Source organism: Mitsuokella jalaludinii, from assembly GCF_928722185.1.
GTDB classification, from domain to species: domain Bacteria; phylum Bacillota; class Negativicutes; order Selenomonadales; family Selenomonadaceae; genus Mitsuokella; species Mitsuokella jalaludinii.
Window position 1 is genome coordinate 961,524 of sequence record NZ_CAKMXA010000001.1, and the last position, 16,494, is coordinate 978,017.

Annotated in this window: 13 protein-coding genes; 7 read left to right on the forward strand and 6 right to left on the reverse strand. The window is 60.8% G+C overall.

Translation table 11 applies throughout. The features are described from left to right. Positions 1-98 precede the first annotated feature (98 nt). The 5 genes from QDI87_RS04575 to uvrB form a co-directional block, all read right to left on the reverse strand. Positions 99-1,547 carry a sodium:solute symporter family protein gene (locus QDI87_RS04575; protein WP_278742364.1) on the reverse strand — a complete coding sequence of 483 codons (1,449 nt, stop codon included), beginning with the start codon at positions 1,545-1,547 and terminating at the stop codon, positions 99-101. Between the two features lie 60 nt (positions 1,548-1,607). Beyond that, positions 1,608-1,940: a hypothetical protein gene (locus tag QDI87_RS04580; RefSeq protein WP_270843152.1), complete on the reverse strand. Its 333-nt coding sequence runs from the start codon at positions 1,938-1,940 to the stop codon at positions 1,608-1,610. 50 nt (positions 1,941-1,990) lie between these two features. After that, positions 1,991-3,295, reverse strand: coding sequence for an RNA-guided endonuclease IscB (iscB, locus tag QDI87_RS04585; protein WP_278742366.1), 1,305 nt, complete (start codon positions 3,293-3,295; stop codon positions 1,991-1,993). Between the two features lie 327 nt (positions 3,296-3,622). After that, positions 3,623-6,451, reverse strand: a complete 2,829-nt coding sequence (gene uvrA, locus QDI87_RS04590; protein WP_278742368.1) for an excinuclease ABC subunit UvrA — start codon at positions 6,449-6,451, stop codon at positions 3,623-3,625. Positions 6,452-6,521: 70 nt separating this feature from the next. After that, positions 6,522-8,588: an excinuclease ABC subunit UvrB gene (gene uvrB / locus QDI87_RS04595; protein ID WP_255240503.1), complete on the reverse strand. Its 2,067-nt coding sequence runs from the start codon at positions 8,586-8,588 to the stop codon at positions 6,522-6,524. A gap of 253 nt (positions 8,589-8,841) precedes the next feature. Here uvrB and QDI87_RS04600 point away from each other — a divergent pair, with 253 nt between their 5' ends. The 7 genes from QDI87_RS04600 to QDI87_RS04630 all read left to right on the forward strand — a co-directional run bounded on the left by QDI87_RS04600 (position 8,842) and on the right by QDI87_RS04630 (position 15,613). Continuing rightward, a complete protein-coding gene (locus QDI87_RS04600; RefSeq protein WP_255240502.1) occupies positions 8,842-9,333 on the forward strand; it encodes a PTS system mannose/fructose/N-acetylgalactosamine-transporter subunit IIB in 492 nt (163 codons plus the stop codon). 86 nt (positions 9,334-9,419) lie between these two features. Then, positions 9,420-10,238 carry a PTS mannose/fructose/sorbose transporter subunit IIC gene (locus QDI87_RS04605; RefSeq protein WP_255240501.1) on the forward strand — a complete coding sequence of 273 codons (819 nt, stop codon included), beginning with the start codon at positions 9,420-9,422 and terminating at the stop codon, positions 10,236-10,238. Then, entirely contained in the window at positions 10,210-11,085 is an 876-nt protein-coding gene (manZ, locus tag QDI87_RS04610) for a PTS mannose transporter subunit IID (RefSeq protein ID WP_172674652.1), read from the forward strand. The genes QDI87_RS04605 and manZ overlap by 29 nt, the downstream gene beginning before the upstream one ends. 201 nt (positions 11,086-11,286) lie before the next feature. Then, positions 11,287-12,252: a sugar ABC transporter substrate-binding protein gene (locus tag QDI87_RS04615; protein WP_255240500.1), complete on the forward strand. Its 966-nt coding sequence runs from the start codon at positions 11,287-11,289 to the stop codon at positions 12,250-12,252. Further along, positions 12,253-13,605 (forward strand): sensor histidine kinase, encoded by a 1,353-nt coding sequence (locus QDI87_RS04620; protein ID WP_255240499.1) that lies wholly within the window; start codon positions 12,253-12,255, stop codon positions 13,603-13,605. It begins immediately after the preceding gene. Further along, the gene (locus QDI87_RS04625) at positions 13,602-14,294 is read left to right on the forward strand and encodes a response regulator transcription factor (RefSeq protein WP_211248158.1); all 693 of its coding nucleotides are present in this window, start codon (positions 13,602-13,604) and stop codon (positions 14,292-14,294) included. Before QDI87_RS04620 ends, QDI87_RS04625 begins: the two co-directional genes overlap by 4 nt. Beyond that, positions 14,291-15,613, forward strand: coding sequence for an ABC transporter substrate-binding protein (locus QDI87_RS04630; protein WP_036373539.1), 1,323 nt, complete (start codon positions 14,291-14,293; stop codon positions 15,611-15,613). The genes QDI87_RS04625 and QDI87_RS04630 overlap by 4 nt, the downstream gene beginning before the upstream one ends. A gap of 66 nt (positions 15,614-15,679) precedes the next feature. On the opposite strand, the gene QDI87_RS04635 is transcribed toward QDI87_RS04630, so the two are convergent. Next, the gene (locus tag QDI87_RS04635; protein WP_036373543.1) at positions 15,680-16,483 is read right to left on the reverse strand and encodes a Cof-type HAD-IIB family hydrolase; all 804 of its coding nucleotides are present in this window, start codon (positions 16,481-16,483) and stop codon (positions 15,680-15,682) included. Positions 16,484-16,494: the final 11 nt, after the last annotated feature.

Below are 16,494 nucleotides of genomic sequence, written 5' to 3' on the forward strand. Positions count from 1 at the left end.
GCTGTGAGAGACAGCAGGGGTTCCTGAATATCTTCATCATCTTGTTAATTATTCCACAGAAATTGGAAAAAACCTGCCTGCGCTGCTTTGCCGAGTCATCAGCGATGGCGCAGCCAGCACGGGATGAGGCACAGGGCGCTGACGGCGAGGCCGAAGAAGAGCGGGTTGCCGGCGGCGCCGAGGAAGACGGCGGCGAGGGCGGCGACGGTCGAGAGGGCCATGGAGAGTGTGGCGCTCATGGCGGTGATCGTGCCTGGCGCGAAGATGGCGAAGCTCAGCGGCAGGAAGATGCCGCCGCTGCGCAGGGCCATGGACAGGAAATTCCAGAAGAGGACCTGGCTGCCCTCGTTGGCCAGAGCGATAAAGGCGGCCAGCGTGATGGTCAGAAGGACGATCAGGCGCGTAACGGCGAGCTCTGAGAGGTGGTACGGGTGGTTGGGTGTCGGGATTTCTGTGATGTCGATGATCTGGTTCTCAGGATCTTCGGCGAGCTTGTGGATCTTGCGCGCGCGTAGCGTCACGCGGGCGCGGTGGAAGATGTCGCGCGAGAGCATCGTGCCGATGCCGAGCGAGAGTCCGGCAATCGAGCCGATGAGCGAGAGCATGATGCCACCCATGGCGATGCCGCCGAGCAGGGATGGCTGCTCCGTCAAGAGGTAGACGGGCAGCGAGAGGATCGGCATGATCTCAGGATGGGCCGCGCCCATGTAGATGCCGACCATCGCGCACGGCAGTCCGACTGGCAGGCTGATGAGCGCCGCCGTGAAGGCCGCAACGGAGGCCGTGCGCGGGTTCGAGGCCGAGAAGATGGCCTGGATGTACGACTGCGTGCAGAGCATGCCGATGACGACGGACGAGAAGTTCGCGAGGATGTGGCTCATATCACCGTGCAGCAGGCTGAACGCGCCCTCTGGCAGCGCCGCCGCGACGGCCGGGTCTGCGAACAGCGAGTGCGCTGCCATGACGCCGGCGATGGCCATCGTGATCCAGATGACGATCATCTTGAGGATGCCGCCTACGCCGGCACTCTTCATTCCGCCGAAAAAGGCATAGGCTGCGACGGTCAGGATGAGCAGGATCGTCGCGGGCAAAAACGAGATGCCGAAGATCGAGGCGATGATGTAGATGGCCGGCAGGCAGCTTGCCACCGCGCTGAACAAGATGCCGATGGATGAGACGACACTCGAGAAGATGCCGCAGGTCACGCCGAAGTTCTGGGCGAGGAACTGCGGGATTGTCTCGAGTGCCGTGCGGCGCAGGGGCTTGGCGTAGAAGAGGCCCATGATGATGAGGCCAACGCCCGAGCCGATGGTGAACCACCAGGCCGACAGTCCGACTGTCGCGGCGAGCTGCGCCGTGCCGACTGTCGCACCGCCGCCGACACACGTGCCCGCGATGCCGCCCGCGACGAGCGGCACACCGGCCGAGCGCCCGCCGACACTGAAGCCTTTCGTCGAGTGGACCGACCGCGCCGCCCGGATGCCGAAGCCGAGGACGACGGCAATCGTCGCGCAGATGACGACGAGTTGAAACAAAGAAATGTCCATGAAAAAAACACACTCCAAAAAAGAAAAACCCCCGCTCCTATGAGCCGGGGCATTGAACGGTCACCCGAACCAGATCCAGAGAACGCCGGCGACAGCGATGACGACGGCCGCCGTATTGCGGTGGTAGTAATCGGCGAGCCAGCCGATGTGCGTCACACCGTAGAGCCAGCCGAGTACGCGCAGAGCGATGTAGTGGATGATGCAGCCGACGATGTAGGCGAGGCCGACTTCGATGGCGATGGCCAGCATCGTGATGGACAGGCCGATCATCGCGAAGATGCCCGTGAAGAACAGGCCGATGATGACGAGGGCCGCCACGATGACGAAGAGCGTGCCGCCGAGCGCAACGCCGATGCCCGCGAGTGCCGCCAGGAATCCCTTCAAGCTATCCATAAGAACTCCTCCTTTTAAAAATATGGTCAAATGTGTCCGGAAGTGTTTGTCTAAGCACATTTGAACCAATATATCTTGTCATATCTCCACAAAAGCCTTGCTTTCAGAGCATTAACCCGTTTGCAATGCTTTGTAGGGGATTGGAAATTCAACTGGTTTTTGTCGGGATACATTGCGGTAACGTAACCCGTATGAGTTTCACCGTTGCGATAAGTGTAGGTCACATAATCCCGATGATGGAAACCGCAGACTTCATCGACTCCAGCTTTGTTTTTGCGACGCATAGGCTTTATAGTCCACTCTTCGATGTCTATGTTCTCTGGCTTCAAGTCAGTTATACAGACTGCATCATTGGAGTGAGTCTTTGCAATATCCCAGTCTTCACGTTTATTGGCGGTGTTGCCGCCAGTAGTCAAAACTAGCGAACCTCTTTGTTGCAGTTGTTCTCTGAACCAATGCTTGCCCTGCATAACACGCTGGGCATCATCAAGTCCTTCGACATGACCTGTGGAGCCAATCAAAGCATAGTACCTATCTGCAAACTGTGATTCCCTGCCAAAAGTTTTAGCATGGCATTTAGGGCATAGTGTTATCAGATTACTTATAGTATCAGCCCCGCCGGTCTTTCGTGGAGTAATGTGATGTACTTCAAAACGAGTTTTGGTCTTGCCGCATTCCACACACTTGCAGCCATCACGATGAATAGCTGCCAGCCGAAGATTGTTGTCCAGCCTGTTCGACTTCTGGTATTGCCAACGATAAGGCTTGTAGCCATCGGTTAGTGCCCGAATGTCAATTTTTACGTCTTCCAACCAGTAGCCGTCAATGCGAACCCACTGCCTAAGTCTGTCAATTACTCGAAGAATTGCCTGTTTTCTTTGGATTATCGAAGGCATTAGCCTGCCGCTACGCCTTGATGATGCACGGTTTAGAAACCTGGCGGGGCGATACTGCTTATGGTATCTATGATACCTGCGATAGCCACGACGAACGGTCAGCAAATGCTTGACATCCTTGCGCTGCTCGATAGTGCCTTTGAACAAAACCTTGTTTCTGGTCTGGCATTTCTGCACCAGAGCCATGCCGACATGATTCGCACCATCGTCAATACCACAACGAATTTCATCATTGTTGGGATTATCCATGACTTTATTCAATTGAATTATCATTGGAAACTTCGATACCAGTCGAGCTTTATATTGACGAACAAGCCGCCAAGCATTCTGCTCGATTGTTGGGTCAAGTTGTTTTCTTTTCGCGTCCAAAACGAACGCATATTTCTTGATTTTTGGCATCTCTGCCACCTTTCCTTTTGGAAGAATTTTCCTTCTTGCCCATGTCGTCAGGAAGCCCATGTGTTTCCCTGTTATCACCGCAGGACATTAGCGATGTTTCTTAGTTGGCACTCTCAGAGCAGCGGACTGATGGTTTACATCCGCAGGTGAGTCTTTAGCTTATTCTGATAACTTAGTTCATCCCGCAAGCAGCTTTCGCTGAACACGGTCACTGGGGCTTGAAACGGCTTCATAAGCATCTATGCATGAGATATTTGTCCACTTATGCGTAGATTTATCGATACTATCGACTACTTATTAGTTCGTCCTTTCAAGTTCTGTCATGCAACTTCATGATTCACCTTCATTATAGGAAGAACGTCTGCCCTCCGCAAGATGCTTTTTGCATCAGCCGTTCTTTTCTTCGAGCAAGGGCCTGAGGAACTTGCCCGTGTACGACTCCGGCACTTTGACGATGTCCTCGGGGCGCCCCGTCGCCACGATGGTGCCGCCCTTGTCGCCGCCCTCCGGGCCGAGATCGATGATGTAGTCCGCCGTCTTGATGACATCGAGATTGTGTTCGATGACGACGACCGTGTCGCCGCCTGAGACGAGGCGCTGCAGGATGTCGAGGAGCTTGTGGATGTCGGCCGTGTGCAGGCCCGTCGTCGGCTCGTCAAGGATGTAGAGCGTCTTGCCCGTCGAGCGGCGCGAGAGCTCTGTCGCGAGCTTGACGCGCTGCGCCTCGCCGCCCGAGAGCGTCGTCGCCGGCTGGCCGAGCTTGATGTAGCCGAGGCCGACATCCTGGATGATCTTCAGCTTGCGCGCGATGCGCGGCACATTGGCGAAGAAGTCGACGGCCTCGTCGATCGTCATGTCGAGGACTTCGGAGATGTTCTTGCCCTTGTAGCGGACCTCGAGCGTCTCGCGGTTGTAGCGCGCGCCCTTGCAGACCTCGCAGGGCACGTAGACGTCGGGCAGGAAGTGCATCTCGATCTTGAGGATGCCGTCGCCTTTGCAGGCCTCGCAGCGGCCGCCCTTGACGTTGAAGCTGAAGCGGCCGGCCTTGTAGCCGCGCATGCGCGCTTCGCTCGTCTGGCTGAAGAGGTCGCGTATCGCATCGAATACGCCCGTGTACGTCGCGGGATTCGAGCGCGGCGTGCGGCCGATGGGCTGCTGGTCGATGTCGATGATCTTGTCGATGTTCTCGAGTCCCTTGATCTTCTTGTGCTTGCCCGGCTTGCCCTTCACGTGGTAGAGGCGCGAGGCGATGCCCTTGTAAAGGATCTCGTTGACGAGCGTCGACTTGCCAGAGCCCGAGACGCCCGTGACGAGCGTCAAGGTACCGAGCGGGAACTTGACCGTCAGGTTCTTGAGGTTGTTCTCTGCTGCGCCGACGACTTCGATGAACTTGCCGTTCCCTGGGCGGCGCTTTTGAGGGACCGGGATGAATTTGCGGCGCGAGAGGTAGGCGCCCGTGACGGAGTCGGGGTTCTTCTTGATCTCCTCGGCCGTGCCCTCGGCGACGACGCGACCGCCGTGCGCGCCGGCGCCCGGGCCGATGTCGATGATGTGGTCGGCCGCGTACATCGTGTCCTCGTCGTGTTCGACGACGATCAGCGTATTGCCGAGATCGCGCAGGTGCTTGAGCGTCGCGAGCAGGCGGTTGTTGTCGCGCTGGTGCAGGCCGATGCTCGGCTCGTCGAGGACGTAGAGGACGCCCTGCAGGCCCGAGCCGATCTGCGTCGCGAGGCGGATGCGCTGTGCCTCGCCGCCGGAAAGCGTCCCCGCCGAGCGCGAGAGCGTCAGGTAGTCGAGCCCGACATCCAGGAGGAACTTCAGGCGCGCGTGGATTTCCTTGAGAATCTGGTGCGCGATCTTCGTCTCGCGCTGCGTCAGCGTCAGCTGCAGGAAGAACGCATCGGCCTGGCGGATCGTCATGCGCGTGACTTCGTCGATGTTCTTGCCGCCGACGGTGACCGCGAGCGTCTCCGGCTTTAAACGCGCGCCATGGCATGCCTTGCAGGGGATCTCGGTCATGTAGTTCTCGTACGACTCGCGCATCTCGTCACTGTCCGTCTCGTGGTAGCGGCGCGCGAGCAGCGGCATGACGCCCTCGAACGGCACGAAGTACTCCTTGTCCTCGCCGAACATGTTCGTGTAGCGGAAGTGGAAGCGCTCCTCGCCGGAGCCGTAGAGCAGGACCTGCTGCGTCTTCTTGTCGATTTCCTGCCACGGCGTCTCAAGGCTGTAGCCGCGGCGCTCGAGGATGGCTTTCATCACGCACATCGCGTAGGAGTGCAGGTTCTTCGAGAGCGGCGCAAAGACACCGCCGCCCACGCTCAGGCTCGCGTCGGGCACGACGAGCTCTTCATCGAACTCCATGTGGCTGCCGAGGCCCGTGCAGACGGGGCAGGCGCCATATGGGTTGTTGAACGAGAACATGCGCGGCGTGATCTCGGGCAGGCTGATGCCGCAGTCCACGCAGGCGAAGTTCTCGCTGAACATCAGGAGCTCGCCACCGACGATCTGCACATAGGCGACGCCTTCGCCGAGCTTCAGCGCCGTCTCGAGTGAGTCGGCCAGGCGCGACTCCATGCCCTCGCGCACGACGAGGCGGTCGATGACGACCTCTATCGTGTGCTTCTTGTTCTTCTCGAGCTGGATGTCCTCGCCGATGTCCATGACCTCGCCGTCGATGCGCACGCGCACATAGCCTTCGTGACGGATGTGCGCGAGGACTTTCTTGTGCTCGCCCTTCTTGCCGCGCACGACCTGCGCCATGACGAGCAGCTTCGTGCGCTCCGGCAGCTCGCGGATCTGGTCGATCATCTGGTCGACCGACTGCTGCGTGATGGGCTTGCCGCACTTCGGACAGTGCGGATGGCCGACGCGCGCGAAGAGCAGTCTGAGGTAGTCGTAGATCTCCGTGACCGTGCCGACGGTCGAGCGCGGGTTGTGGCTCGTCGTCTTCTGGTCGATTGAGATGGCCGGCGAGAGGCCGTCGATCTGGTCGACGTCCGGCTTGTCCATCTGGCCGAGGAACTGGCGCGCGTACGACGAGAGCGACTCGACGTAGCGGCGCTGCCCCTCGGCGTAGATGGTGTCGAAGGCCAGCGACGACTTGCCGGAGCCCGACAGGCCCGTGATGACGACGAGCTTGTCGCGCGGGATGTCGACGTTGATGTTCTTGAGGTTGTGGGCTCTGGCGCCCCGTATCTTGATGTATCGTTCCATTGCTTTTACCTATTATCTAGTATCTACTCATTATCTAGTATCGATGTATCTATGATCGCACCCGTGGCGCTCACTTCTTGCTTCGCCTGCTCTTGGATGCCTTCTTTGGTGCCGCGCCGGGCAGGCTGCCGTCGAGCTCTAAAATCATGTCGCGCAGCTCTGCGGCCCGCTCGAACTCGAGCGCACGCGACGCCTGCTGCATCTCGCGCGTCAGCGTCTTGATGAGGTTCTCCCTGTCCTTCTTCGTCAGCTTCTTCTTGCCCGGCTTCACCTCGTACTTGCCGCCCGACTCGGCGACGAGTGTCGTCTCAATGAGCGGCTTGATGGGCTTGACAATCGTCTTCGGCGTGATGCCGTGCGCCTTGTTGTAGCCCTGCTGGATCTCGCGGCGACGCGCCGTCTCGTCGATGGCGCGCTTCATGGAGTCCGTGATGCGGTCGGCGTACATGATGACGTGGCCGTGCGCATTGCGGGCCGCGCGGCCGATGATCTGGATGAGCGATGTGTCGGAGCGCAGGAAGCCCTCTTTGTCGGCATCGAGGATGGCGATCAGCGAGACTTCCGGCATGTCGAGGCCCTCGCGCAGAAGGTTGATGCCGACGAGCACATCGAATTCGCCGGCGCGCAGGTCGTGGATGATCTCCGCGCGCTCGATCGTCGCGATGTCGGAATGGAGGTAGCGCACCTTGACGCCGACCTCCGTGAAGTAGTCTGTGAGGTTCTCCGCCATCTTCTTCGTCAGCGTCGTGACGAGCACACGCTCGTGGCGCTCGATGCGCAGCTTGATCTCGGCGAGCAGGTCATCGATCTGCCCCTCGAGCGGCCGCACTTCGATCTCAGGATCTAAGAGTCCCGTCGGGCGGATGATCTGCTGAGCGACCTGCTGGGCCCGCTCGAGCTCGTATTTGCCCGGCGTCGCCGAGACGTAGATGATCTGGTTGATGCGCGCGGCGAATTCCTCGAAGGTAAGCGGGCGGTTGTCGAAGGCCGACGGCAGGCGGAAGCCGTTCTCGACGAGCGACACCTTGCGGCTGCGGTCGCCGGCGTACATCGCGTGGAGCTGCGGCAGCGTCACATGCGACTCATCCATGACGATGAGGAAGTCCTCCGGGAAGTAGTCGAGCAGGGTGTAGGGCGCCTCCCCTGCCTTGCGGTGCGTCAGATGGCGCGAGTAATTCTCGATGCCCGAGCAGTAGCCCATCTCCTGCATCATCTCGAGATCGTAGCGCGTGCGCTGCTCGATGCGCTGGGCCTCGATGAGCTTGCCCTCCGCCTTGAACTTCTTGACCTGCTGCTCCATCTCCGCCTCGATGTCCTTCATCGCGATCTTGAGGTCTTCGTCCTCCGTGACGTAGTGCGAGGCCGGGAAGATCATCGAATGCGTGCGCTCGCCGTAGACCTCCCCCGTCACGACATCGAACTCGACGATGCGGTCCACCTCATCGCCGAAGAGTTCGATGCGCACGGCGCGGTTGTTATAGCCGGCCGGGAAGACTTCGATGACATCGCCGCGCACGCGGAACTGGCCGCGCTCGAAGGCGACGTCATTGCGCTCGTAGCGGATGGAGACGAGCTTCTTTAAGATCGCGTCGCGCTCGACCGTCTGCCCCTTGTGCAGCGACAGCACCATCTCGTGGTAGCTCTCCGGCGAGCCCAGGCCGTAGATGCAGGAGACAGAGGCGACGATGATAACATCGCGCCGCTCAAACAGCGAGCACGTCGCACTGTGGCGCAGTTCATCGATCTCATCGTTGATCGACGCATCCTTCTCGATGTACGTATCGGTCGAGGCGATGTAGGCTTCCGGCTGATAGAAATCGTAATAGCTGACGAAGTACCCGACGTAATTATGGGGAAAGAACGCCTTGAACTCACTCGCGAGCTGCGCCGCAAGCGTCTTGTTGTGGGCGATGACGAGCGTCGGCTTCTGCACCTTCTCGATGACCTTGGCGATCGTGTACGTCTTGCCCGTGCCCGTCGCGCCCAGGAGGACCTGCGCCTGCTGTCCGTTCTCGACGCCTGCAGCCAGCTCCTCGATGGCCTGCGGCTGGTCGCCCATCGGCTCAAATGGTGCTACGACCTGAAACGGCGTCTCCTTGTCAAAATGCATCGTATTGAGTTTCGGCACCATAGCCATGTGAGTCCCTCCATATCTGAATCTGTATCCTGTCACGTGTTCTCCGTGAATCGTACATCTATTATATACACCGCATCGCAAAAAATCCATAAGAATTGGCGATATGACAAATGTCATACGCTTCTTCCGTCATGTTGTGACGCATATCAGATGATTTCTTTCTTGTTTTATTGTATTATATGAATCGTCAGATAGATGAGCAGCCGCCAAGAAAGAGCGGCGCTGCTTTAGGATAAGAAAGAGAGGTTCTATCATGGAAATCGCATTTTGCCGCATTGACGATCGTCTGATCCACGGCCAGGTCGCTACGGTATGGACAAAGGTGACGGGCTGCAACCGCATCATGTGCTGCAACGACGATGTCGCACAGGACGCACTGCGCAAGAAGCTCCTGCTGCAGGTCGCTCCTCCGGGCATCAAGGCTTACGTCATCCCGGTCGAGAAGGCCGTTGCCGCCTACAAGAACCCGAAGTACGCGCCCTTCAAGACGCTGTTCCTCTTCACGAACCCGCGCGATGTCGTGCGCGCCGTCAAGGGCGGCATCCCGTTCAAGTCGGTCAACCTTGGCGGCATGACCTACAAGGACGGCGACACGCTGATCTCCCAGGCCGTCGCAGTCAACAAGGATGATGCACAGGCCATCAAGGAGCTCGTCGACATGGGCATCGAAGTCGAGATCCGCAAGCTCGCTAACGAGCCGAAGAAAGACGCCATCGAGGCACTCAAGGCAAAGGACCTGCTCTGAGCGGCTGATCCGACTGATTTTGGGAAATGAAACAAGCGGCAGCCTTGGGGAGGCTGCCGCCATATCCTGAAGGGGGAACATTCAAAATGACTACAATCCAGTTCATCCTGCTCATCCTCGTCGCAGCCGTCGCTGGCATGGGGTCGGTCCTCGACGAAGCACAATTCCATCGCCCGCTCGTCGCCTGCACGCTCGTCGGCCTCGTGCTCGGCGATATCACAACCGGTATCATCCTCGGCGGTACACTTGAAATGCTCGCACTCGGCTGGATGAACGTCGGTGCAGCCATGGCACCAGATGCCGCGCTCGCATCCGTCGTCTCCGCCATCCTCGTCATCGTCGGCCACCAGAGCATCGGCGCCGGCATCGCGATTGCCGTGCCGCTCGCCGCTGCAGGCCAGGTCCTGACGATCTTCGTCCGCACGATCACCGTCTTCTTCCAGCACCTCGCCGATAAGTTCGCCCTCGAGGGCAATGGCTTCGGCATCGAGATGTGCCACCTCGGCGGCCTCCTTCTGCAGGCCATCCGCGTCGCTGTACCGGCTGCCCTCGTCGCTGCCATCGCCGGCACGGACACCGTCAACGCCATGCTCGCTTCGATCCCTGAAGTCATCACGCGCGGCCTGCAGGTCGCCGGCGGCTTCATCGTCGTCGTCGGTTATGCGATGGTCATCAACATGATGAACGCGAAATCGCTCATGCCGTTCTTCTTCCTCGGTTTCCTCGTCGCCGTCTTCACGAACGTCAACCTCATCGGCTTCGGCGCCATCGGCCTGATCGCTGCTTACTTCCACATCAAGGGCCTGCAGCGCGACATCGCCATCGAAGAGGCCGCCAAGACGGGCGGCCCTGGCGCAGCTGGCGGCACGGGGCTCGATGACATCGACGACTCCGATCTCATGTAAGGTGAAGGAGGAAAACACGATCATGGAAAAGAAACTCAACAAAAAAGATCTCATCAACATCTTCATCCGCTCGAACTTCCTCCTGGGCTCGTTCAACTTCGAGCGCATGCAGGCCATCGGCTTCTGCGTCTCGCTGCTGCCGGCCCTGCGGAAGGTCTACAAGGACGATAAGCCGGCAATGGCCGCCGCTATGAAGCGCCACCTCGAATTCTTCAACACGCAGCCGTTCCTCGCCACGCCGATCATGGGCATCACGGCCGCCATGGAGGAGAAGAAAGCCAATGGCGCGGACATCAGCGACCAGACAATCTCCGGCGTCAAGGTCGGCCTCATGGGCCCGCTCGCCGGCGTCGGCGACCCGATCTTCTGGGGCACGCTGCGCCCGGTGCTCGCCGCACTCGGCGCTGGCATCGCCCTGACGGGCAGCATCATGGGCCCGCTGATCTTCTTCCTCGTCTTCAACGCCATCCGCCTCGCCACGAACTGGTACGGCGTCATGTACGGCTACTCGAAGGGCACGGAGCTCGTCGATGAGATGGGCGGCAACAAGATGCGCTTCCTCACGGAAGGCTCCTCCGTCCTCGGACTTCTCGTCATGGGCGCCCTCGTCGCGAAGTGGACGACCGTCAACATGCCGCTCGTGCTCTCGAGCTACACGAACAGCGCCGGCGAGCAGGTCACGACGACGGTCCAGACCATCCTCGACAGCCTCATGCCTGGCATCGTGCCGCTGCTCATGACCTTCGCCTGCATGTGGCTCCTGCGCAAGAACGTCAACCCGCTCATCATCATCCTTGGCCTCTTCGCCCTCGGCATCGTCGGCTATGCAATCGGCCTGTTCGCCTGATTGTCTGACTGCAGCAAGAGCCTGATCCAATACAGCTTATGACATCATCCCGCAAGGACCCACAACGTCCTTGCGGGATTTTTTGCCCGAATACACGGCCTGAGGGGCTGGCCCTTATGGTATAATCAAAGCAGCAACGATTTTCTATCTTAATTTCCAGGCACACCACCTGCCCGCAAGACCTGCAAGAAAGGAACTGCCATGATCCGGGAAATACGGATGATCGCCTTCCTGATGGCCATCATCATCATCTGCCTCGCCCTCGGCGCCCTCAGTGCGCCGCAGCGCGACCTCAGCGCGAAGCAAGAGGAACACCAGAAGCGCTTCGGCGCCGTCTACATGACGCTCAACAACCCGTTCTACGAAATCATCGACGAGGAGATCCGAACGGAGGTCGAGAAGCACGGCGATGTGCTGCTCTCGCGCGACCCGGCGCTCTCGGTCGAGAAGCAGACCGAGGAGATTGAGGACCTCATCCGCGAGGGCGTCTCCGTCATCTTCCTCAACCCCGTCGACTTCGAGCGCATGGGGCCAGCGCTTGAAGCTGCACGCGCAGCCCACATCCCCGTCATCACGATCGACACGAATGTCCAGGATAGCGACTTTGTCGCCTCGACCATCGAGACGGACAACTACGCGGCCGGCCGCGCCTGCGCCGAGCACCTCCTGCAGCACGCTGACCACGCGAACATCCTACTTCTCAAGCACAGCAGTGCGCACTCAGCCGTCGACCGCATCACGGGCTTCCGGCAGACGATCGCGGGCCATCCGGGCTTCACCATCGTCGACGAGGCGGAGTGTGACGGGCAGCTCGAGCGCGCCATGCCGGCCATGCAGGAGATGCTCGGCCGCCATCCCGAGGCCGACACTGTCATGGCGCTCAACGATCCATCTGCACTAGGTGCTATGGCTGCGCTCGAGTCCTGCGGCAGGCTGCAGTCGTTCCGCGTCTACGGCGTCGACGGCGTCCCCGAGACGAAGGAGCTGATCCTTGCGGGGCGCATGACGGCGACGGCGGCCCAGTCGCCGCGCCGTATCGGCCGCCTCGCGGCACAGCAGGCCTACCGCCTCTTGGACGGCGAGCCGGTCGACCGCCTGATCCAGCTGCCAACCCATCTATGGACGCAGGAAAACCTGACGCCCGCCAAGACAAAGGAGTGGGATTGAATGAGCGACACAAGCCTACGCCGCGCCAAGCGCCTCGCGCGCGCGCTCGACGCCAGCGAGCTGCACCAGATGCACGACGTCCTGATCATCTACAACGGCATGGTCGTCACGCTGACTGCCGCCTTCATGAGCCTCACGCAGGACAAGATCATCCGGTCGTTCCACGCGCGCGCCTTCCTCGAGCAGCTGTCGAGCGTGCCGCTGCCGCCCGTATCGGGCTTCTTCACTTCAGTCGGCGCCTTCCTGCTGCTCGCCCTGCTCGGCTGGCTCTACCGCGAAGGCAAGATGATGCCGACGATGCGCTACGCCTGCCTCACGGCAGAGATCTTCGTCTGCATCGTCCTGCTGCGCAGCCTCGACCTCGCCTACGACGGCGTCGTGCTGCTCGTCGTCGCCGACCTCCTGCACCGCTATTCCGGCCGCCACCAGCTCGTCGTGCTGACCTGCGCCATGCTCGGCCTCTACGCCATCGTCGACTACAATGCGATGTTCTTCGAGCATCAGGTCACGCCGTTTGACGTCTACACCTCGTACTACGCGCCGTCTGCGCGGTCCTGGATCCACCTGATGCACACGGGCCTCGCCTCGTTCAACCTCATCCTCTTCGTCTTCTACCTGACGCTGCTCATCCGCCAGAACCACCAGGAGAAGCAGCGCATCGCGAGCCTCAACGCCCAGCTCGAAGAGGCGAACACGCGCCTGCGCGCCTACGCGATCGAAGCGGAGTCCATGGCCGAGACGCGCGAGCGCAACCGCCTCGCGCGCGAGATCCATGACACGCTCGGCCACGCGCTGACCGGCATCGCCGCGGGGCTCGACGCCACCGCGCTGCTCGTCGACCTCGCCCCCGACAAGGCCAAGGAACAGCTCGTCAAAATAAAGGAGACGGCCCTGCGCGGCCTCAAGGATGTGCGCCGCAGCGTCAAGAAGCTGCGGCCCGACGACCTCGAGCACCTGCCGCTGCGGCAGGCCATCGTGAACATGGTGGAGGAATTCGCGAGCTCGACCGGCATGAAGATCGACTTCGAGGTCCTCGAGTGGCCCGAGCGCCTGCGCCCCGACCAGGAAGAGGTTCTCTACCGCGTCGTACAGGAAGGCATGACGAACGCAAGGCGCCACGGCCACGCCAAGCACCTCGAGATCACCATTGGCGCCAAGCGCGGCGCCATCTACCTGCTGCTCGCCGATGACGGCGAGGGCGCCGACATCGCCGAGCTCGAGAAGGGCTTCGGCCTGCGCCACATGCAGGAGCGCCTTGCCCTGCTGCACGGCAAGCTCCGCTACTGGAGCGACTCCGGGTTCACACTCGAGGCAATCCTGCCAGAAAATGAGGAGGCATCGAACTTTTTATGATGGACAAGATCAAGATCATGATTGCAGATGACCAGGAGCTCATCCGCGACAGTCTCAGCATCGTACTGGGCGCCAATGCCGATATGGAAGTCACGGGGCTTGCAGGCAACGGCCGCGAGCTCATCGAGCTCATCGAGAAGGGCAGGAAAGCACTGCCTGACGTCGTGCTCATGGATGTGCGCATGCCGGAGCTCGACGGCGTGGAAGCGACGCACGCCGTCAAAGAACGCTGGCCGCAGGTCCGCATCATCATCCTCACGACGTTCGACGACGACGAATACGTCTTCAACGCCCTCAAGTACGGCGCGAGCGGCTACCTCTTGAAGGGCGTGTCGGTGCCGGAGCTCAGCGCGGCCATCCGCACGGTCGCGCAGGGCGGCGCCATGATCAACCCGGGCATCGTGACGAAGGTCGTCAAGTTCTTCAACCAGATGGCACAGTCGAGCCTCACGACCTCGCCTGAGGAGACGATGGACGCCGCTGTCCTCGGCCACACGGAGCGCAATATCGCGCTGCTCGTCGGCCGCGGCCTCTCGAACAAGGAAATCGCGGCAAAGCTCTCGCTCTCAGACGGCACCATCCGCAACGGCCTCTCCTCAGCCCTCTCTAAGCTCAATCTGCGCGACCGCACGCAGCTCGCAATCTGGGCCGTGCAGACGGGTCTTGCAAATGAAGAGGTACATCCATGAGCGGGAAGCGTCGCCTGCGCTCTCCCTTTGCTTTGCTGCTGCTCGTCGCGTACGCCTTCGTCTTCTTCTCGCTCTATCTCATGGAGCCGTGCGCCATCGAGCTGCGCGTCGGGACGTTTGCCGGCAGCAATTGGGACGTGCCGCAGGGCGAGAGCTACGCCTATCTCGACCATGTCATCGCGCGCTTCGAAGCGGAGCACCCCGGCGTCAAAGTCACCTACCAGAGCGGCATCCGCAAGTCCGACTACACGGAATGGCTAGCGGGGCGTGAGCTCGCCGGCGAGATGCCCGACGTCTTCCTGATCCCGCAGGACGATTTCAACCTCTACGCAGGGCTCGGCGCCCTGCTGCCGCTCGATGCGCTCGCCAAGAAGGACGATGCCTTCGCGCTCGACGACTTCTACCCCGCTCCGCTCGCCTTCGGCCGCAGCGCAGATGACGCCGCGCTCTACGCCCTGCCCGCCGAATGCGTGCCGCGCCTGATGTTCGTCAACCGCACGCTGCTCGACCGCGAGGGCATCCCCATGCCGCAGGACGACTGGACCTGGGACGACTTCCTCGCCATCTGCCAGAAGGTCACGCGCGATACGGACGGCGACGGCCGCCTCGACCAGTTCGGCGCCTACGGCTACAACTGGCAGGATGCCGCCGTCACGAGCGGGGCCGAGCTGTTCCGCGAGGACGGCAAGGCGTCGTATTTCACCGACGAGCGCATCGAGAGCGCCGTGCGCTTCGCCAACGCGCTGCACCAGCTCCAGCGCAACCAAGTCGTGCAGGAGCGCGACTTCGACATCGGCCACGTCGCCTTCCGCCCCTTCAACTTCGCCGCCTACCGCACGTACAAGCCCTATCCCTGGCGTATCAAGAAGGCCACGGACTTCGAGTGGGACTGCATCCGCCTGCCCCGCGGGCCGGAGGGGCGCAACACCTCGCCCGTGCAGACGCTGCTCATGGGCATCAGCGCCAAGACGAAAGAACGTCAGCTCGCCTGGGAATTCCTCAAGGCATACTGCCACGACAGGGAGAACCAGACATTGCTGCTCTCGCTTTCAGCGGCCCTGCCGACGCGGCGCGGCATCATCGAGGAGGCCGCCCCACAGGAGCTCTTCGGCGCGGAGGCCAGCGGCCGGACAGGCCGCAGCCCGCTGGCCGTCAGCCAGGTCATCGAGGAAGGCACCGTCCCCTACCGCTTCCCGCGCTACGTAGCGGCCATGAGGCTGGCCGACCAGGAGATCCAGAAGCTCATCGACAGCGACGCGCTCGAGGTCAACTCCATGAACCGCATCCAGAAGGAAATCAACGACCTCCTTCTCAAGTGAACGCACAAAAAAATCGACCGACAGATTCCTGTCAGTCGATTTTTTTTGCATGTTTGTTTTCGGCGCTCAGCCAATCAGATGGTGCTCGCTGAGGTACGCGTAGATGCCGTCCTCTTCGTTGGAGGTCGTGACAATGCCAGCGGCCTCCTTCACCGGCTGCGGCGCGTTGCCCATGGCGACGCTCGCGCCTGTATAGCGGAGCATCTCGAGGTCGTTGTAGTTGTCGCCGAACGAGAGCGCATCGCTCGCCTCGAGGCCGAAGTGCTTCAGCATGACCTCGATGCCGCTCGCCTTGTTGACGGAAGCATCCATGATCTCGAGCAGGTGCGGCGCAGAGCGCACGATATTGAGCGCCGGGAACAGCGCCTGGAGTTCCCGCTCAGCCCGCTCGCAGTCCGCAGGCTCCATCATGAGCAGGATCTTGTGCGGCAGGGTGCCCTCAGTCAGGCAGTCCGCGAAGGAGCGCCTCTCGGCCACGGCTCCCGTAATCTTCATCTCCAAGGCGACGCGCGGATTGCTCGTGTCCTTGACGTACCAGTGATGGCCGGCGTAGTAGTTGACGGTCGCCTGGGGGAAGTGCGCCTCGACTGCCTCGAGGAAGGCTGCCGCGTGCTCCGCCTTCATCGTCAGGCTGTAAAGCGTCTCTCCCTCTTCCGTCAGCACGAGCGCACCGCTGTAAGAGATCAGCGGGATCTTGACGCCCATCGCCTCAGTGATCGGGTAGATGGCCTCTGGCATGCGCGCCGAGACGAGTACAAAGGGAATCCCCTGCTGCACGAGGCCCTTGACGGCCTGCTCCGTCTTTTCGGTGACGCGCTTGTCATCCGTCAGCAGCGTGCCGTCGATGTCCGAGAATACAATCCTTGCCATGCGAACCCCTC